Source organism: Companilactobacillus sp. HBUAS56275 (assembly GCF_036913655.1).
Classification (GTDB): Bacteria; Bacillota; Bacilli; order Lactobacillales; family Lactobacillaceae; genus Companilactobacillus; species Companilactobacillus pullicola.
This window is the reverse complement of the sequence record NZ_JAYKKK010000006.1, coordinates 1-19,646: the sequence shown is the minus strand read 5'-3', so window position 1 is coordinate 19,646 and position 19,646 is coordinate 1. Positions and strand designations below refer to the sequence as shown.

Below are 19,646 nucleotides of genomic sequence, written 5' to 3'. Positions count from 1 at the left end.
ATATAGGAGGATTCCCTTATGGATGATATTCAAAAGAAATTACAAACAAAATCCAAAGCCACCTTTCAAGACTACTTTGGTAAGGGAATTTGTTATCTATGCATCGGCTTAATTATTCTGTTAGTTACATGTATCCTTTACTTTATTGCCTCAAAAGGTTTGGCTACATTTACCACAGATAAAGTAAACGTCTTTGATTTTCTAACAAAGACTAATTGGAATCCTGGTGCGCTTGACAGCAAAGGACGTCCCGATATTGGTGCCTTGCCTATGATTGTTACCTCATTTAGCGTGACACTTTTGGCAGCCATAATAGCTACTCCTTTTGCCCTCGGTGTAGCCATCTTCATGTCAGAATTTTCAAGTAAAAATGGTAGTAAAATTTTACAACCCGTTATTGAATTACTAGTTGGTATCCCCTCTGTTGTTTACGGATTCATCGGTTTATCCGTTGTTGTTCCTTTCATTAGAGGAATCTTTGGTGGAACAGGATTTGGTATCCTTTCAGGTACTTTAGTTCTCTTCGTAATGATTTTACCAACCATCACTTCCCTTTCAGTCGACAGTTTGAAATCTGTACCCATGCATTATCGTCAAGCCTCATTAGCTCTTGGAGCAACCAGATGGCAAACAATCTACAAAGTTGTTTTACGCGCCGCTATTCCAGGAATCTTAACCGCCATAATTTTCGGGATGGCTCGTGCTTTCGGTGAAGCTTTAGCAGTACAAATGGTTATTGGTAACGCTGCATTAATGCCAAAAAACTTAATTTCACCTGCCTCCACCCTAACAAGTAAATTGACCACTGATATTGGTAATACAGTCATGGGAACCTTACCTAACAACGCCTTATGGTCCTTAGCCTTGATCCTTTTATTGATGTCATTGATTCTCAATTTAATCGTTAAATTCATTGGAAAGAGAGGTCGCTTCTAAAATGAATGCAAAAAAAAATGACCGCATCGCTAGTGTCATTATCTACATTATCGTTGCCGCCGTAATCCTATTATTAATTGCGATCCTCGGATATATTCTTTTTAATGGTGTTCCTGATATCTCTTGGCACTTCCTAACTTCTGCCGCACAGTCTTTCAGTGCTGGTGGTGGTATCCGTGACCAACTCTTTAATTCCCTTTATCTATTAGTTTTAACAATAATTGTCTCCCTACCTATTGGTTTAGGTGCTGGTATTTATTTATCAGAATACGCCGCTGACAACTGGTTCACTGATTTGATCAGAACTAGTGTCGAAGTTTTGAGTTCCTTACCTTCTGTTGTTGTTGGTCTGTTTGGTTACTTGCTATTCGTAATCAAATTGCAACTTGGATTCTCAATTCTATCTGGTGCCATTGCCTTAACTTTCTTCAATTTACCTCTATTAACAAGAAATATTGAAGAATCATTACACAGTGTTCCCAATTTGCAAAGAGAAGCCGGTATGTCATTAGGCTTATCAAACTGGAAAACCACAACTAAAATTATTTTGCCTGCTGCTCTACCAGGGATTCTAACTGGTTTGATCCTAAGTGCTGGTAGAATCTTCGGTGAAGCTGCCGCATTGATTTATACGGCTGGTCAAAGTGCGCCAACCGTTGATTATAGTAATTGGAATATTTTTTCCGCTACAAGTTTTTTAAATCCCATGCGACCAGCTGAAACTTTGGCTGTCCATATTTGGAAGGTCAATACTGAGAGTGTTACCCCAGATGCAAATTTAATTTCCAGTGCTTCATCTGCTGTACTTATCATCGTTATCCTTCTATTTAACCTAGGGGCTCGTTTCTTGGGTAATAAATTATACAAGAAAATTACTGCCACGAAATGAGGAACCAAACATGAAAGAATACAATTTAGACGAATCTTACATAACTGATATTAATGAAAAGTTGGCTCTTTCTACAAAAGACATTCAAGTCTATTACGGGAAAAGCCAAGCTATCTTTAACGCCAGTTTAAAATTTCCACGTTATAAAATTACAGCTTTGATTGGCGCTTCCGGTTCCGGTAAATCTACTTATCTTCGCTGTTTAAATCGTATGAACGATAAAGTTGCTACCGTCAATGGTGAAATTTCTTATCGTGGTGTTGATATAAATTCTCCTAAAACTAACGTTTACGAAGTTCGCAAACATATCGGTATGGTATTTCAAAGACCTAATCCGTTTGCTAAATCTATTCGTGAAAATATCACGTTTGCATTAAAGAATGCTGGAATTACCAAGAAAAGCGAACTAGAAGAACGTCTCGAAGAAAGCTTAAAGGGTGCCGCTCTTTGGGATGAAGTCAAAGATGACCTCAACAAAAGTGCTTTGGCTCTTTCCGGTGGCCAGCAACAACGTCTCTGTATTGCCAGATCAATTGCCATGAAACCTGACATCCTGCTTTTAGACGAACCAGCCAGTGCCCTAGATCCAATTTCCACTTCTAAAATTGAAGACACTTTAAAAACTTTGAGCAAAGATTACTCCATTATCATCGTTACTCATAATCTTCAACAAGCCTCACGTATTAGTGATTACACAGCTTTTCTACATTTGGGACACATTATCGAATACAATTCGACAGTCAATGTCTTTACTAATCCTAAGATGCGACCAACTGAAGATTACGTTTCTGGTAATTTTGGATAAAAAGACACTCATATTAACCAAAATGGTTAGTACGAGTGTCTTTTTTATTTTTAAATTTTTTTATGCCTTATCTTTCAAAATCAACTGATATTTATCTGTTTGTTCCGTCTTTTTAATAATGTACTTAGTAATGATCAAATGTTGCAAATCCTCACGTTGTTTCTTATCTTGGCTCATAAACAGACGGTGTATCTTATGATTAAATCCAGTAACCAAAGCCATCCAGCCATTAGTGGCGGCTATCGACCAATCCGACCCACTACCAAATACTTGGGATTGGTGGACTTCATCACAGAATTCAAAGGCTTTTCCCGTTACCTCAATATTATTTGCTGAAGATTGAACGTTTTTCTGCAAATCTTCTAAATTATCAACTGACATACAATACCCTCATTTTTATAAAAATAAAAAGACGAGATAATTTTTATCCCGTCTTTTATTTTACTTGTTTATCAAATAATTATATAGACCGTACATTGTAGAATCTTCTAAAGGTATTTTTTTACCATCATCTGTCACTTCGACTATTTTGACATAATCTTCAAAATCAGGTACCTCTAACTGTTGAATAGCTACAAATTGATCACCATTCTTGTACTCTTTTACTTTTTCAACATTACCATCTAAATAAGTTATCTTTAGCATTAATCATTGTCTCCTTGAGCTCTCAAAATTTCACCCAATGAAGGTTGTTCCTTAACGTCAATATGATACTTCTTAGCATAAGCATCTACCGCTTCTTGACCGTACATCTTAGGATCTAAAGGCATAAAGGCTGTTGCAATCGGATCATCTGGCTTGATTATAGCGTTAACAACGATTGGTTTCTTATTGCCTGCTGCTTGTAATTCCTTAATCTTATCAAAGATTTCATTAACGTCTTTAATTGATTTAACTGTGAAGCCGATACCACCAAGTCCTTCAGCTACTTTAGCCCAATCGGCATCGGTCAAATCTACTCCGTACAAGTGTTGTTTTGAGGCAACTTGTTCATAGTAAATGAAACCGAGTCTCTCATTTGAAAGAATAACGTTAACAACTGGCAATCCATATCTAGCTTCAGTAATCAAATCAGGAGCTACCATTGAAAAGCCACCATCACCTGAAAGTGTCCATGCTTGTCCTTCTGGAACACTCAAAGCACCAGCTAATCCAGCAGGTAATCCAAAGCCCATTGTTGCGAATAATCCTGACAAAGCAAAACGTTGATTCTTGTTCATTGGCAATCCACGAACACCGAACTCAGTTACATTCCCTGTATCAACACCATAAGTATCGTTAGGACCAGCCATTTCAGCAATCTTACTTGTTACTGTCTCTGGATTTAAACCTTCACTATCATCTTTAGCAAGTTTATCTAGCCATTTGTCCCAGTTAGCCTTATTCTCTTGGTTAGCCTTCAACCAAACACCAGCTGGCAAAGTTTCTTTGGTATCAATCAATCCTTGCAAATAACTCTTTGCATCGGCGATTACTGCATAATCCACATCAACTGTTTTACCAATATCATAAGGGTTATTATTTACATCAATAATTTTAACGTTCTCTGGCCAGAATCTAGCAAATGGGAATTCTGAACCAATGAATAAGATCAAGTCGGTATGTTGTAGAGCTTCAAATCCCGATTTACTACCTAAGCGTCCGAAGGTACCAATAAAGTTAGGATGATCTGTACCGATTACACCTGTTGCGGGAACAGTATTCATGACTGGAATATTAAATTGTTCTGAGAATTTAGTCAAAACATCTTTAGCACCTAGTAGTCCACGTCCAGCATAAACAAGTGGATGCTTGGCTTCTTTCAACATCTTCAAGGTATTCTGGATATCCTCTGGGTTAACTGTTTGTGTATAAGTATTCTTTACAATCTTTGGTGTCTTAGCGGGTGCATAGTCAATTTCTTCATTTGTCAGATTTTCTGGCAAAATAACAACTGCTACACCATTTTGACGATATGCTTCACGAATAGCTTGATTAATTACATAAGGAATCTGATCAGCTGTTGTAACGGTACGGTTATAGACTGAAACATCGCTAAACATTGGACCTTCATCCATTTCTTGGAAGTAATTAGTATTCATATTTTCCTGTGGAACTTGTCCTATCAAGGCCAAAACAGGAACGTGATCCATTTTAGCATCATACAATCCGTTGAATAGATGTGTGGCACCAGGGCCAGCGGAACCAAATGCAACACCAATTTTACCTGTGAATTTAGCATCAGCGGAAGCAGCGATTGCACCTACTTCTTCGTGACGTACTTGAATATATTTCACCTTGTCTTTTTCTAAGTAAAGTCCCTCAACAGTATGGTTAATTGAACCACCAGGTACACCATAAACATGGTCGACTCCCCAATCTTCAAGAACTTTTACTAATGCTTGTCCAGCTATCATTTTTGTCATATTTTCCACTTTCCTCTCGAAAACTTTAATCAACATTATGCATAACTATATAAGTTGCCTGCAACCGTTATCATCGAATACTTTTAGATAAAAATCAAATAATTAATCTTGTTATATTTTTAATTTATATAATTTTGCCAATAAAAAAAGCAAGGCATCTGCCCTGCTTCTTGATTTCCATTAATTGTTGAAAAATTGTGATACGACTAAGAAAACTATTCCACCAACAATTACCCCAATACCAATAATGAGATAATTCCATAGTCCTAATACCCCTAACAAGATTAAGACAATCCCAATTATTGGATGATGTAACAACGCAATTCCTGTCTTGATAAATAACCAAATAATCACAAGAATTGCCACCCCAATAGCAATTAATATCGGTGCCGAGCTACTAGTAGCGCTGGCTGCCATTAATGTAAGCATTATTAGCCTCCTTTTGTAATCTAGATTATATCATTAATAAATCTCCCTCGGTACTGTTTATACAATTAAATATATTCTAAAAAATTATGGAATTTACTGTAAATATTATGAAAATAATATTACAATCAAAGCTTAAGTATTTCAGTTAGATTCAAAGGAGTTTTAATTTGATATTTAAACAAAATGACCACCGCAAATGGCTTGCCCTGACTTACATCATTGTCTTCTTTTTACTTGAAGTTATGATTGTGAGCAACAATGCCTTCATCTTAGGGATAGATCACTCTATTCAAAATATCCTTGGGAACATGGTATCTGCACCCAGTACCAAAATATTTTCTACAATTACATTTCTAGGTAGCCCGATGATGGATGTTATTTATCTATTATTAATCATGTTGATTCTTTTCATAAGGGGTCGAAAAGATTCTAGTTTATGGATCGGTTTCATTTTAATCAGTGGTAATATTATTGCTTTTCTAGTTAAAATTACCGTTAGACGACAGAGACCCTTGGATAAAATAATTCCAGCTTCTGGATATAGTTTCCCAAGTGGTCATGTGTTTGGTACCACCTTAGTTATTCTAACATTGATTTTTCTCGTCTTACCGGCTATTAAGAACATGACGACCAGAAAAGTCATTAAAGGATTATTAATTGCCTGGCTAATCATAGTCGCAATTTCTAGGGTATACCTACGCGGACATTTTCCCAGTGATGTTATTGGAAGTGCTTTGTTAGCAGGAACCTGGTGGGAATGCTGTGAACTATTATATCTAAGATATTATGATTCTATCGGTCATTCATCCCATACAAAATAAAAAATGCTCAATCAGTTGGAAAGGCTGATTGAGCATTTTTCTTATCGATTAACGATTTCTTTAATAGCTGACAACAATTTTGTAATATCTTCATCGTAAACTTCACCAATATTACCAATTCTAAATGTTGGTACTTGTGAAATTTTACCGGGATAGATAACAAAACCATCTTCCTTTAATTCTTGATAGAATTCATGAAAGTCAAAATCATCACTTGGATAAATAAATGATGTAATAATTGGTGATTGGAATTTTTCATCAATTAAAACCTTGAAACCAAGTTCTTCCATACCAGAAGCTAGATGTTTTTGATTGTCAACATAACGTTGATGGCGGGCTACCACGCCACCCTCTTCATCTAATTCCTTAAGAGCTTCAGCAAAGGCATGCACAACGTGAGTAGGAGAAGTGAATCTCCACTTACCATTGTTACGCTCCATTTCAATATATTGACCATATAGATCAAGTGATAATGTTCTAGAAATTCCTTTTGTAGCTTCCAAAATTTTCTTTCGAGCAATAACAAATGAGAATCCAGGCACACCTTGAATACATTTATTAGAGCTACTGATCAAAAAGTCAATTTTATTAGCTTTAATATCAATTGGAACTCCACCAAAACTACTCATTGCATCAACAATTGTAATTATGCCTCGATCACTAACTTGAGGAATGATCTCTTCAATAGGATTCAAGATACCTGTTGTAGTTTCACAATGGATCATTGCAAAGTGAGTTACATCTGGATTTTCATCCAAAACCTTTGTAACTTTTTCTAGAGTAATTGGTTGTCTCTCATCAACTACTAGGTCAACGTGATTGATACCATAAATATTAGCCATTTCACTAATACGTTTTCCGTAAGCACCGTTGACGGCAATAAGTAATTTATCATTATCCGAAATTGTTGAACTAATCACAGATTCAACTCCATAAGTACCACTACCTTGGATTGGAACTGCTGAATATTCTTCTTCGATAACTTGTCCAACGCTCAATAGTGAATGACGAAATGATTGTGTGATTTTTTTATAATCATCATCCCAAGTACAATAATCAAAATCCATTGCACTTTTTACTTTTTCACTAGTAGTCAATGGTCCGGGTGTTAAAAGCAAATATTTTTTTACCATTTTTTATCCATCGATTCATTTAAATATTCAATAATTTGAACCAAATCATAAATACTATCAATTATAAAATCAGTATTAACAGATTCAAATTTACGTTTTACTTCATTACGTTTAGCAACTTGTTGCTCATTATCCAATTCATCAAATTCAACCTGTGATAATCCCATTAAACTACTGCCTTCGACTATCCCAACTGTTTTGACACCAGCATTACGACCTTCTTCAATATCTACTAAAGTATCCCCTACTTTAATTACCTTATTAGGATCATCAATATTGAATTTTTTCATAATCAATTGGATCATTGCAGGAGAAGGGCGTCCTTGGTTATTAACATCTTCTGACGTCACTACCATATCAGGAGTATAGCCATATTCCGCAGCCTTATATTCAACAATCTTCATCATTTCCGCAGTGTAACCAGTAGTAGTTGCAACATTAATTCCGTAGTCCTTTAGATAATTAAAGGTCTTTAATACGCCTGATTTCAATTCGGTATACTCTTTTAAGTAATGAATCAATGATTGTTGAAAACCGGCATATATTTTTTTACGGTCATCATTGTTGGGTAAAGCTGAATACTTCTCTTGCCACTGCTGTTTAACATCATCAAGTTCTAGGATCTTGCCAATGTGATCCCACTTAGCCATCCCCATATCTCGACGAATTTCTTCATCACTTAACTCTATTCCAGCATCTTTAAATGCTTTTTTAAAAGCGATGACTGGCGCTAAACTTCCATAATCAACGGTTGTTCCCGCCCAATCAAAAATAATTGCTTCAATCATAAAAAATTCTCTCCCTAACTTAACGGTCTAAATAGAAATGTCTAATTTTAACCGCAATAAACTCAAGCAAAAATGTTACTAAAATAATTAAGTAAACGATAAAACCTACTTCGTGGAAATCAAAACTCATACCACTGGCAACGAACAATTGATAACCAATTCCTCCAGCACCAGCAGCTGCACCAACGGCAATTGCATTTGCAAAGTTAATCTCTAAACGAATAAATGTCCATGAGACAAATGAAGCCATGATGGTTGGCCAAATAGCTTGAAATACAATTACCCAAAATTTACTACCTGTAACCTTTAGTGATTCAATAGTTGACTCATCAATTCCTTCAATACTTTCTGAGTATGCCTTTGTTAGGTAAGCAATACTATGAAAACTCAATCCTAATATAGCAGCAGTAGATCCTAATCCACATACGATAGAAAAGATCATTGCCCAGATAATAGTTGGAATAGCTCTTATAACAGCCATAATTACTCTGATAGTTGTTCCCAAGTAGATATTAGTTAGATTCTTAGAAGCCAAAACCGCAAAGAAGAATCCAAAAACAGCTCCTATAATGGTTGTCATAATTGAGATAAGTAAACTTGTTCCTAAGCCTTGTAATAATTCGCCTAGTCCATCACTACCAGCATTAGGTTGTAAAAACATTTGATGTAAAGTTACTGACAATTCTTTCACAGCTTCATTAAGACGCACATTGGCTGTATCTAAATGCGTTAATGTAAAACCTGTAATCACCAGTAAAGAAACAAATACTAATAAAATCATTATTCGAGATAAACTAGTTTCGTGTAACTTAATATTAGGTGAACTTGGTAATTGAGGTTTTTTGATTACCCTATCTTCGCTATCTATCATAAGATCACCTTCCTAATTTGATTTGAAATCAGTTCCAGTCCAATAACAACAATGATAATGGACAAAACAGTCATTCCAGCGGCATCAAATCTAAAGCTCTTGTAATACAAGTCGAAGATGAAACCAATTCCTGTACCAGTTAAGATACCGACCAACGTAGCATCACGAACGTTATTCTCTATCATATAAAGAATCCAACTTAGAACACTTGGCAAGATTTGTGGCAAAACAGCTTGAAATATTACTTGAAAGTAACTTGCCCCAGTAGCCTTCAAAGCTAGCATTGTCTCACTTGCCTCATCTTCAATAATCTCCATAAAGGCACGAATCAAGAAACCTATGGACATCAACAACAAAGCTAAGAATCCAGTAAAGTCACTTTGTTTAAATGAGAAAAGTAGAATCATTGACCAAGCAACCAGTGGAATATTTCTAAAGAAAGATGCTATTCCACGCACGATCAATTGCACGCCCCCATTTATACCAGTAACTTTGGAACCAATTAGAGCTACAAAGATGGAGATAATAGCGGCCACTACAGTTGAAGAAATAGCCAACAACACTGTTTGCATCAATTTTTGCCAAATCTTGGGTAAATATTCTACTGAGTTAGCTGTCGGTTGGAAATTAACACCTAACCACCCAAAAGCTCTGGGAACTGCCATTAGTCCGCTCAAATTATCAAAGTTTAAGAACCAACTACCTAATATATAGGTACCGCCAATAATTGCGATTATCGCGGTTTGATACCAACCTTTGCGAGTTAAATATTTTGCAGAAGATTGCATTATTCAAGCTCCTTTGTAATATCTTGATCATAAAGCGTCCTCAAAATATCCTCTGACAACAAATCAGCAGCCTCATCAAAGACAAGTTGTCCTTTACGAATACCAATAATTTGGTCAGCATATTTTTTTGCTATATTAATTTGATGTAAATTAGCAACACAAATCAAATTGTATTCTTCAGTTAGGTCTTTAAGTAATTGCATTACAGTTTGTGCAGATGCTGGATCCAATGAAGCAATCGGTTCATCACACAAAATAACTTTAGGATGTTGAATCAAAGAACGAGCAATCCCAACCCGTTGTTTTTGACCACCACTAAGTTCTGAACATCTTTGTAAAGCAAAATCTTCCAAACCAACTTTTTTCAGCAATGACATTGCTTCTTCTTTTTCGGCCTGTGTATAGCGACCAAAAACGCCAGCCAAAGTTGATTTATAACCTAAGCGACCATGTAAAACATTTTCAATGACTGTCAATCGTTCTACCAAATTGTAATTTTGAAAAACCATTCCAATTTGACGACGATATTTTCTTAATTGTGCTTTGTTGGCTGAACGAATGTCACTACCATCAAGAAGGATTTCACCATTGTCATCTTTGATCAATTGATTCAAACTTCTTAAAATAGTAGTTTTACCAGCACCCGAGGGACCAATAATAGCCACAAATGTTCCTGGTTCAATGCTGAAAGATATATTTTTTAGAGCTGGATGATCTTTTTGGTAACTTTTATCTAAATTCTTAACTTCTAACATAGGCCGCCTCTTTATTTACCAACTAGTTCATGAGTAGGTTTGTACCATTCGTCATCAACTTTTAGAAGAACAGTTTTGTCTGATTTCTTTTGCCATAGAGTTGGTGTTTTACCTTTTCCGTCAGAGAATAGGTCTTTATTGTTTGTAATGTCTTTTGATGTAAAGTGCTTTGTAATAGCATCGATATCGTCTTTACTTAGAGCCTTTGAATTTACAACGAAAGGTCCATTTTGAACTGGTAATACTGAAAGGTTAACTAATTCCTTACCTTTAAATTCTGCGAATGGTGCATCAGCGTCACTTCTAACTGTGAATGTTGAACCAACTTTGTCATAACTACCTGATGTAACTTTTAAGAATGGTGTAAGGTCACCATCATCAAATGCAGCAACGTCAGCGTCACCCTTTAGCAAGTTAATAGCTAAACCTGGGTGAGTACTACCGTAAAGAACTTTATCGAAGAACTTGCCACCTTCTGATAGTTGATCCTTATTCTTTAACTTAAAGTGCTTTTGAATTTCGTCAGTTGGTACGGCAAAACCTGAAGTTGAACTTGTTGAAACAAATGATGCTTTCTTACCTTTAATGTTATCAATACTGTACTTGCCATCTTTCTTGTATTGGTCCGCCTTGTCTTTTTGAACCATCAAGTATGAACGATAACTAGCACCCTTTGTTGTACCCTCAGGGCCAGATTGTAGAAGCAATGGAACAACTTTGTCATTCTTAGCATGTGCTTGAATATAACCATCGGCACCCATGAATGCTAATTGTGCTTTACCTGAAGCAATAGCTTCAATGGCAATATTGTAATCTGTTGTTGTTTGAATATTAATTTTCTTACCAGTTGCTTTGTGTAATTCTTCCTTCAATGCTTTTCTTGAAGCACTGAAGTTTTTAGCTGATTCATTTGGATAGAAAACCATTGTGATTTCCTTACTACTGTTGCTACCAGCCTTTGGTGAAGCTGCACTCTTTGAAGAACAACCAGCTAAAACACCGGTTAATAATAAAAATACCCCTAGAAAAGCGGTTAATAATCGCCCTTTTTTCATAACTAACTCCCAACTTTCTCTATCATTTTTTCGAACAGTCTAAGATTAACAAAGCTATGTAAAGTAACGATTAATTTTCTGTAAAATATATTTTTATATGCTTTACACAATTTAAACAATTTATATACAATTGAGAAATTCCGGCAATTTTTAATACAGCGTTATAATGGATTTAAAATAAAGTGGGAGGTAATTTTATGGCAACAAATATTCCTTATATCGAATTAGCAAACGGAGTCACGATTCCTCAAGTTGGTTTGGGCGTCTTTCAAATGAGTGATGAAGAAGTTCTCAATAGTGTTAAATGGGCTATTGAAAATGGTTATAGACACATCGACACCGCCAGTTTTTACGATAATGAAGAAGCAGTTGGTAAAGCTATCAAAGAAACTGGTATCGACCGCAAATATCTTTTCATAACTACAAAAGTTTGGAATGACGTTCGTGGATACGATGCAACTATTGCTCAGTTCAATAAATCCTTAAAAAAGCTAGATATGGATTACTTAGACCTTTACTTAATTCACTGGCCAGCACCAGGATTTGAGGAAAATTGGCGTGCAATGGAAGATTTATACAAACAAGGTAAAATCAAAGCTATCGGTGTTTCTAATTTTAAAGCACATCACATCGAACAATTGATGAAGACAGCTACGATTGCTCCAATGGTTGACCAAATTGAAACTCATCCCTATTTCCAAGAAAATGATCTGCATGAATACTTAAAACAACACGACATTGCTCATGAGTCATGGAGTCCACTAGGTGGCGGCGTTAATAAAGTTATTGATGATCCGGTCATTAAAAAAATTGCTGATGACCATAAAAAGTCACCAGCACAGATAGTTTTACGTTGGCATATTCAACGTGGAGAAATCATTATTCCTAAATCTACTCACGAAAATCGTATTAAGGAGAACATCCAATTGTTCGACTATCACTTCAATTTGAGCCCTGAAGAAATGAAACAAATCGCCCAACTAGACAGTGATAAACGTGTTGGAGCCGATCCAGACGATAAAGAATTTTTAAAAGAATCAACAACTTTTTCAACTCAAAATCATTAATAGACGAAAAAAAGACCATCCTCACGGATGATCTTTTTTTAACGAACCGTTTCAATCCAACGTTTCATCAAATAAATATTGATAACACTGAAGATCACGATCCAGATGCAAGCAATGCCTGAACCAATCCACAATGAAGATGTCACTTGTTTTACTGTATTAATTTCAAATCCACTTTGGAAGAATGCTGAAATGATATTAACCATAATGTAGTTAAAGCCCCAAAGTGATAGGCCAATAACTACCAAGTAAACTAAGAACAAGACAAATTTTTGTCTACCAAATGGTAAAAAGCCACTAACTAAATTAATAATAAAATGAATTAAAGTAATCCCTGACCAAACTACGATAGTTGCTAAAGCCATGAATAATAGAAACTGGAATCCTGCTAATATATCGCTGGAACTAATCTGCTCTCTAAACTGAGTATACTTAGAGTAATTAATCGCCATCGCAATCAAATCCATTACTACATTGATAATTGTTTCTACGATCCACAGATAAACAGTGGCTAAAAATGTCGTTAATATATTGCTTAAATATAACTTTGTATCTGAAATCGGTATTAGCCGATAATTGCTACTCGTCAGTACACGTTCATTTGTACGTGAAAGCAAAATAATACTAACTAAATTTACAATCATTAAACTTATTGCAAAAATTACCGGAATGAATTCAAAACTAGTGTAACCCATTTTGAAAAGATTAATGAAAAAGATAACTACGATAGCTATGGCATCAATAATTAAAACCCAATTCATTAATTTGAATTTATCCCATATCAGATTCTTACTTATGCCCCAAAAATCACTCATCGAGCTAATCCTCCTTCATAAACCTTTTCGTAATACTCCTCAATACCGAGATGATATTTCATTTGAATATTCTCAACGGAATCAACTTCATAAACTGTTTGATCTTTAATGATTACAATGTCATCCAATAAACTAGCAATCTCAGTTACATAGTGATCACTAATAATAATAGTAGAATCTTCAGTTTTCCAACGAAGAATACTGCTGATTATTTTCTTACGTGACATACTGTCAATTCCACTCAGAGGTTCATCCAACAAATATAAATTTGTTTCTCGAGATAACGTTAGAGCAATCACTAATTTTCCTAACGTACCTGTGGATAAAGAAGATAAACGTTTAGTAGCGTCTAAACCTAAGTATTCAGCAATCTCTGCATACTTATCATTGGAAAAATCAGCATAGGCATTACGATAAAATCTGACAATATCACTGATTCGATCACTTCTATGAAAGCCATTCAGACTGTCGCTTAAGCTAACTTGTGATTTAATCTTACTTTTTTGAGTCATCCCATTAACAGAAATTGTCTTTTCATTACTAGCATTGACACCAGCAATTAGGCGCATCAGTGTCGTCTTACCGGACCCATTCTCACCCAATAATCCGATGATCTTACCACTATCTAATTTCAAATTAATATGATTCAAAATGGTTTTATTGTTTTTACGATAACTAAGATTATCAATTTCTAAAATTTTACTCATGGTCATCATCCCTCTGCTTAACATAGTCAATAAAGCTACTGATTATCTCGTCGTCACTCATCTTTAATGCGTGCAATTTATCATATGTTTCATCCAATGTACTTTTCACAATACGATCCCTCAATTTTCCAATAATTGTTTCGTCGCTCGTTATAAAATTACCTTTACCACGTTGTGGTGCAATAATATTCTCTTCGGTCATTTCTTTTAAAGCTTTTTGTACAGTATTAGAATTGGCCGTAAATTGAACAGCCAATTGGCGTACTGACGGTAATTGTGAACCCAATTCATATTCATGGGTAATAATCTTATGGTATAAAATTTCTTTAATTTGAAGATATATCGGAATGTTATCAATATATTCCATTACTTTTCCTCCACACTGTCCTACTACACTAATACAGTACATCCTAAATAAATAAAAATCAACTATTTTATTTATTTCGATAAAAATAAAATTTTGAACAAAAAAACAGCATTTATTCAGCATCTACAATCCGTAACTGACATATTGTAGAAAAACTAAATAAATGCTGTTTTTGCTTATCCTTAATTACTCTTGTGCTAACGATTTTTTCAAGGTTTGTTTCAATAATAACGGTGAAATCAAAGTAACTAAAATAATCACCAGAATAATTGCTGAATAATCAGTATTGTTCAACAATCCCGCTTGATGGCCAATTTGGGCGGTAATCAATCCCATTTCGCCACGAGCTATCATACCTGTCCCAATAACAGAACTGCTCAAATTATCAAAGCCACTAATTTTAGCTCCCAAGCCACAACCGATCCATTTAGTTAAAGCTGCTAGAATCACAAGAACAATCACCAAAACTAAATTCTTCAAAAAATGATTTAAGGTCATGTTCAGTCCAACGCTAACAAAGAAGACTGGAATAAAGATCGAATTCCCTAAAGGTTCCACATGGTCAGCCAAAATGCTTTTGTATGGTGTATTAGCTACGGCAATTCCAGCAAAGAAAGCACCGATAGCCCCGCTTAAACCAACAATATTAGCCAACCAAGCCATACTCAAACAGATAATCATCGACATAATCGTCACACTTGATGGTACGATCAATCTCTCACCTAGATGCATTAAATATGGTGCAATCCACTTTACCAACAAGAAAGTTCCACAGAAGAAAGCTAATTGTTCCAACATGATAATAAGAATTCCTGGTTGCTGCCCACCGGCGTGGATACCTTGGGTGGCTAACAAACTGATCATCAACGACAACAATAAAACACCAATGATATCATCTGCCACTGCCGCTCCCAAAATAGTTGCACCCTCACGAGTTGATAGGGCTTTATATTGTTTTAATACAGCTACTGAAATAGAAACTGACGTTGCGGAAAAAACTACACCGATAAATAGGGCTTCCAAGAAGGAAAAGCCGAATAGATAAGTTACGCCACCCATGACTACCACTGGCAAAACAACTCCTGAAATAGCAACGATGACAGCTGGTCTTAAATACTTTCGTAGCAATTTCAAGTCACTCTCTAGCCCACCTAAGAACATTAAAATGACAACACCAATATCAGAAAAAGCACTAACTAATCCATCCAGTTTGATCCAATCAAGTATTGCTGGTCCCAGAACAATTCCGACTAACAATTCGCCAATAACTGCTGGTATACCGATTCGATTAGCAAAATGGCCAGCTATTGTAGTTGTAATTAAAATTAGACATAATGGCCCTATAAAACTCATTTAATCCCCCCCCATTTTTAAATATTTGAAATAAATTTATTAAATTTGTTAATATCCATTCTACTACTTCATCAAATCAAAAAAAATGTAGAGTGAAATTGAAATACATTCCATCTCTACATTTTATTATTTCAAATACTTAAAAACTTGTTGACCGGCTTGACGCCCAAATATCACTGTTTCAGCAATTGAATTGCCACCGATTCGATTATTTCCATGTAGTCCGCCGACTACTTCACCTGCTGCAAATAAGCCTTTAATAACCTGATTATCGGTATTTAGAACTTGTGTATTGTGATTAATGGCTACGCCACCCATTGTGTAATGGACTGCTGGAGCGATGTGGATTGCAAAGAATGGTCCTTGAGAGATTTTTCTTTCCATACCCGTGCTACGTTTAAATTCACTATCTCGCTTAGATTCAACGGCCTGATTCCATTTTTCCACCGTTTCCTGCAAGTTTTGTGGATTCAAATTCGTCTTCTCGGCTAATTCAGTTAAATCTTTACCATTTTCTACTAAACCTACGTGATCATAGAACTCGATTGCCTTGACGCGTTGGCGAATGCTTGTATCAAAAATCAGATAAGCTCCGGTACCGCCTAGATCATCAATCGCCTGGGTGACGTTCTTTCTGGTATCCAATTCATTAACAAAGCGTTGGCCTTGCTTATTGACTAAAATTGCACCTTCACCTCGAACAGCTTCCCCGATCAAAAAGGCATGTGGAGTATCTTGTTGAACGGTAGGATGAACTTGAACTTGATCCATATCAACTAATTTTGCCCCTACTTTTTGAGCCAACTTGATACCATCGCCAGTTGCTCCAGGTTGATTGGTTGTCTTTAGACTGGTCAAGTCGGCACGATATTTCTTTAGCAAATCTTTTCCAGCACCAAATCCACCAGTTGCCAGGATAACGGCTTTAGCATGGATTTCAACTTTTTGATCCGTAGATGCTTTAACACCGATAACTTGGCCATCTTTCATCAACAATTCATTAACTTTGATACCGTCGAATACTGGAATTTGATACTTATCCACCAATTTCAAAAGTTCTGTTACTAAGTATCCGCCAATCGGTGCCAATGAACTAGGACGATGGGTTCTCATAGTCTTCATTCCACCAGTGATCGTTAGATCATCTAATTCAATTCCATGTTGAGCTAACCAGTCAATTGCTAAAGCACCATGCTCTGTGAAAAATTTTAATAGTTCAGGATTATTTTGCTTGCCACCACCGACAAAGGTTTCATCGTAAAAATCTTGATAACTATCCACAATTTTATGATCCAATTGAACAAAGGTTTCAGCAGCATTCATTCCTGAAGATGCTCGGGTCGTATTGCCACCAAGTTTATCCATCTTCTCTAAAATAACTGGGGACAGTCCTAATTCGTAAGCCTGGATCGCGCTGGTTAATCCGGCACCACCAGAACCAATAATTATTACATCATAATTATCTTTTAACTGATCGATTTTAGTTGGTGTAAAAACAAATTTTTCTGCCATTTTATTTCTCCTCAATATTAGTCATATCAATTGGAACAACCCATTTATCAAACTGTTCTTCAGTCACTAGACCTGACTTAAGTGCAGCCTCTTTTAGAGTTGTTCCCTCAGCTTGAGCTTTTTGAGCAATTTCGGCACTCTGATGATAACCAATATGCGGTGATAAAGCAGTCACAGTCATTAATGAACGATCCACTAATTCTGTCATTCGGTCTTCATTGACAGTCAAACCAGCAATCATCTTATCGGCAAAACCATACATCGTTCCCGTCAATAATTCAGCTGACTCTAAAAAGGCGCTGATCAAAACTGGCTTATAAACGTTCATTTCAAAGTTACCTTGACTAGCAGCCATTGTGACGACAACATCATTTCCCATCACTCTGACAGCAGCCATTGTGATAGCTTCAGCTTGAGTAGGATTAACTTTGCCTGGCATGATAGATGAACCAGGTTCGTTGGCAGGAATATTCAATTCGCCGTAACCAGATCTGGGACCACTAGCTAGAAAACGAACGTCGTTGGCAATTTTCATCAAATCACTAGCTAATGTTTTGATGGCACCATGAACAACATTCAATCCAGAGTGTGCGGCTAACCCATAGAATTTATTCGTATCGGCAGTAAAAGGATGATCGTAAACTTGACTCATTTGTTCCGCAATCTTATCAGCAAAACCAGGGGCCGCATTCAAGCCAGTTCCTACGGCAGTTCCCCCCATCGCTAGTTCACTGAGAGTTGGATTCAAATCTTTTAAGTATGATAAATCATGTTCCAACATGCTGACCCAGCCACTAACCTCTTGGCCAAAAGTTAACGGTGTAGCATCTTGCAAATGAGTACGACCTATTTTAACAACTTTCCAATATTTTGATTGTTTTTGTTTTAATTCATCAATCAAATGTTTAACTGATTTTTCCAAATTATCCACAGCCATTGCAGCCGTGATATTCATTGCTGTAGGAAAAATATCATTTGAGCTTTGACCATGATTGACGTCATCGTTAGGTAAAATTTTCAATGTTGAATCGATTTTTTGAGCAACATGCGCCACTACTTCATTCACATTCATATTAGTTTGCGTACCAGAACCAGTTTGATAAACAACCAATGGGAAATCTTTTTGTAATTCTTCATCCTTTAAACTCAACAATTGATCGATACTCTTAACAATTAAATCGGCTTTCTCAGAACTGATCGCGTGAGCTTCGTTATTGGCAATCGCAGCGGCTTTTTTAATCTGCAACAGCGCCTTGATTATTTCCAAAGGCATCTTCATACCTGTGGAAAAGTTATTGCGACTACGCTCTGTCTGTGGTCCCCAAAGAGCCTCTTGGGGTATCTTTACTGCACCTAAAGTGTCTTCTTCAATTCTATAGTCTGCCATCAAATTCCTCCAAATAATTTAATACACTAATTATAACGAATTTATCATTTTAGAAAAACTACAGGACTGTAGTATAAAAATTTAAATTGGAGTTCTTATTAAATGTGCTTAAACTGCCGTCCTCCACAAAAATTGGGAATGCTGTTGGAATGCACTAGGCCTTGTCAAGTTGACACTTTTTTCGAGTAAATAATATAACTTTAAGAGATGGACTCATTCCAATATTCCTTTGGAGTGAGTCCATTTCTTGTTTCTGATCTATCTAGAGTATCAAAATAGTTCATTCCGTCCTTCACCAAAAGTTTTAACTCTTCCAATGTTTTAGGCGTCTCATGTAGATTGATCCATCTCAATTTGAAATCATTCCACCAACGTTCTATTGGAGAATTGTCGTAAGGCGTTCCTGGCCTGGACATACTATGAATTGATTCATGTTGTATAAGAAATATATTAAACCTTTTTGACGAGAATGCTGATCCTCGGTCCGTATGGACCATCGGATGGACGTCACCCATAGATTTAAAAGCTTTTTTAAATGTACTGATTTCTGAGTCAGTATCCTCTGATGGACTTATATGATAACTAATCATTCTACGGCCGTAGAGATCCAATACGCCACTTAACTGCACTTTGTGTTTATGCTTTATTCCATATTCAAGTTGGGTTGAATCAGCTAACCAAACTTGATGTGGTTGAGACACCTTAAAGTTTTGATTTAATATGTTGTCTTTAATATATTCTTCTTCATTGTCTTTTTGACTTT

The 19,646-nt window shown here is 36.0% G+C and carries 22 protein-coding genes; 5 read left to right on the top strand and 17 right to left on the bottom strand.

Features of this window, described 5'->3' with window-relative positions; translation table 11 throughout:
- Positions 1–18 precede the first annotated feature (18 nt).
- From pstC to pstB, 3 genes are read left to right on the top strand one after another with little or no spacing between them, the layout of a single operon-like run.
- Positions 19–936 carry a phosphate ABC transporter permease subunit PstC gene (gene pstC / locus U8526_RS11170; RefSeq protein WP_334342050.1) on the top strand — a complete coding sequence of 306 codons (918 nt, stop codon included), beginning with the start codon at positions 19–21 and terminating at the stop codon, positions 934–936.
- 1 nt (position 937) lies between these two features.
- The gene (gene pstA / locus U8526_RS11165) at positions 938–1,825 is read left to right on the top strand and encodes a phosphate ABC transporter permease PstA (protein WP_334342049.1); all 888 of its coding nucleotides are present in this window, start codon (positions 938–940) and stop codon (positions 1,823–1,825) included.
- Positions 1,826–1,835: 10 nt separating this feature from the next.
- Positions 1,836–2,630 (top strand): phosphate ABC transporter ATP-binding protein PstB, encoded by a 795-nt coding sequence (gene pstB / locus U8526_RS11160; RefSeq protein WP_334342048.1) that lies wholly within the window; start codon positions 1,836–1,838, stop codon positions 2,628–2,630.
- Between the two features lie 60 nt (positions 2,631–2,690).
- Here pstB and U8526_RS11155 read toward each other — a convergent pair whose 3' ends face one another.
- The 4 genes from U8526_RS11155 to U8526_RS11140 form a co-directional block, all read right to left on the bottom strand.
- Positions 2,691–3,011 (bottom strand): hypothetical protein, encoded by a 321-nt coding sequence (locus U8526_RS11155; RefSeq protein WP_334342047.1) that lies wholly within the window; start codon positions 3,009–3,011, stop codon positions 2,691–2,693.
- 60 nt (positions 3,012–3,071) lie between these two features.
- Positions 3,072–3,275: a hypothetical protein gene (locus tag U8526_RS11150; RefSeq protein WP_334342046.1), complete on the bottom strand. Its 204-nt coding sequence runs from the start codon at positions 3,273–3,275 to the stop codon at positions 3,072–3,074.
- Positions 3,275–5,035, bottom strand: coding sequence for a thiamine pyrophosphate-binding protein (locus U8526_RS11145; RefSeq protein WP_334342045.1), 1,761 nt, complete (start codon positions 5,033–5,035; stop codon positions 3,275–3,277). The genes U8526_RS11150 and U8526_RS11145 overlap by 1 nt, the downstream gene beginning before the upstream one ends.
- A gap of 180 nt (positions 5,036–5,215) precedes the next feature.
- Complete coding sequence (locus U8526_RS11140) at positions 5,216–5,464, bottom strand: hypothetical protein (protein ID WP_334342044.1); 249 nt, start codon at positions 5,462–5,464, stop codon at positions 5,216–5,218.
- Between the two features lie 167 nt (positions 5,465–5,631).
- Here U8526_RS11140 and U8526_RS11135 point away from each other — a divergent pair, with 167 nt between their 5' ends.
- Positions 5,632–6,285 carry a phosphatase PAP2 family protein gene (locus tag U8526_RS11135; protein WP_334342043.1) on the top strand — a complete coding sequence of 218 codons (654 nt, stop codon included), beginning with the start codon at positions 5,632–5,634 and terminating at the stop codon, positions 6,283–6,285.
- Between the two features lie 41 nt (positions 6,286–6,326).
- Here the strand turns inward: U8526_RS11135 and phnW are convergent, their stop codons facing one another.
- Genes phnW through U8526_RS11105 form a run of 6 tightly spaced genes read right to left on the bottom strand, consistent with a single transcriptional unit; the run spans position 6,327 to position 11,675 of the window.
- Positions 6,327–7,418: a 2-aminoethylphosphonate--pyruvate transaminase gene (gene phnW, locus U8526_RS11130; protein ID WP_334342042.1), complete on the bottom strand. Its 1,092-nt coding sequence runs from the start codon at positions 7,416–7,418 to the stop codon at positions 6,327–6,329.
- A complete protein-coding gene (gene phnX, locus U8526_RS11125) occupies positions 7,412–8,206 on the bottom strand; it encodes a phosphonoacetaldehyde hydrolase (protein ID WP_334342041.1) in 795 nt (264 codons plus the stop codon). Before phnX ends, phnW begins: the two co-directional genes overlap by 7 nt.
- 19 nt (positions 8,207–8,225) lie before the next feature.
- Positions 8,226–9,077 (bottom strand): PhnE/PtxC family ABC transporter permease, encoded by an 852-nt coding sequence (locus U8526_RS11120; protein WP_334342040.1) that lies wholly within the window; start codon positions 9,075–9,077, stop codon positions 8,226–8,228.
- Complete coding sequence (locus tag U8526_RS11115) at positions 9,074–9,865, bottom strand: PhnE/PtxC family ABC transporter permease (RefSeq protein WP_334342039.1); 792 nt, start codon at positions 9,863–9,865, stop codon at positions 9,074–9,076. Before U8526_RS11115 ends, U8526_RS11120 begins: the two co-directional genes overlap by 4 nt.
- On the bottom strand, positions 9,865–10,620 hold the full coding sequence (phnC, locus tag U8526_RS11110) for a phosphonate ABC transporter ATP-binding protein (protein WP_334342038.1): 756 nt from the start codon (positions 10,618–10,620) through the stop codon (positions 9,865–9,867). The genes U8526_RS11115 and phnC overlap by 1 nt, the downstream gene beginning before the upstream one ends.
- Positions 10,621–10,631: 11 nt before the next feature.
- Complete coding sequence (locus U8526_RS11105) at positions 10,632–11,675, bottom strand: phosphate/phosphite/phosphonate ABC transporter substrate-binding protein (RefSeq protein ID WP_334342037.1); 1,044 nt, start codon at positions 11,673–11,675, stop codon at positions 10,632–10,634.
- Between the two features lie 197 nt (positions 11,676–11,872).
- Between U8526_RS11105 and U8526_RS11100 the strand changes: the two genes are divergently transcribed.
- A complete protein-coding gene (locus U8526_RS11100) occupies positions 11,873–12,742 on the top strand; it encodes an aldo/keto reductase (protein WP_334342036.1) in 870 nt (289 codons plus the stop codon).
- A gap of 38 nt (positions 12,743–12,780) precedes the next feature.
- Here the strand turns inward: U8526_RS11100 and U8526_RS11095 are convergent, their stop codons facing one another.
- The 7 genes from U8526_RS11095 to U8526_RS11065 all read right to left on the bottom strand — a co-directional run.
- Positions 12,781–13,557, bottom strand: a complete 777-nt coding sequence (locus U8526_RS11095) for a hypothetical protein (RefSeq protein ID WP_334342035.1) — start codon at positions 13,555–13,557, stop codon at positions 12,781–12,783.
- Positions 13,554–14,264, bottom strand: coding sequence for an ABC transporter ATP-binding protein (locus tag U8526_RS11090; RefSeq protein WP_334342034.1), 711 nt, complete (start codon positions 14,262–14,264; stop codon positions 13,554–13,556). The genes U8526_RS11095 and U8526_RS11090 overlap by 4 nt, the downstream gene beginning before the upstream one ends.
- The gene (locus U8526_RS11085) at positions 14,257–14,631 is read right to left on the bottom strand and encodes a GntR family transcriptional regulator (RefSeq protein WP_334342033.1); all 375 of its coding nucleotides are present in this window, start codon (positions 14,629–14,631) and stop codon (positions 14,257–14,259) included. The genes U8526_RS11090 and U8526_RS11085 overlap by 8 nt, the downstream gene beginning before the upstream one ends.
- Before the next feature lie 186 nt (positions 14,632–14,817).
- Positions 14,818–15,984 (bottom strand): cation:proton antiporter, encoded by a 1,167-nt coding sequence (locus U8526_RS11080; RefSeq protein ID WP_334342032.1) that lies wholly within the window; start codon positions 15,982–15,984, stop codon positions 14,818–14,820.
- 126 nt (positions 15,985–16,110) lie between these two features.
- Positions 16,111–17,496, bottom strand: a complete 1,386-nt coding sequence (locus U8526_RS11075; protein ID WP_334342031.1) for a flavocytochrome c — start codon at positions 17,494–17,496, stop codon at positions 16,111–16,113.
- A gap of 1 nt (position 17,497) precedes the next feature.
- Positions 17,498–18,883 (bottom strand): class II fumarate hydratase, encoded by a 1,386-nt coding sequence (locus tag U8526_RS11070; protein WP_334342030.1) that lies wholly within the window; start codon positions 18,881–18,883, stop codon positions 17,498–17,500.
- A 200-nt stretch (positions 18,884–19,083) separates the two neighbouring features.
- The coding region (locus U8526_RS11065) for a DDE-type integrase/transposase/recombinase (RefSeq protein WP_334342029.1) at positions 19,084–19,646 on the bottom strand (563 nt) is incomplete at its 5' end.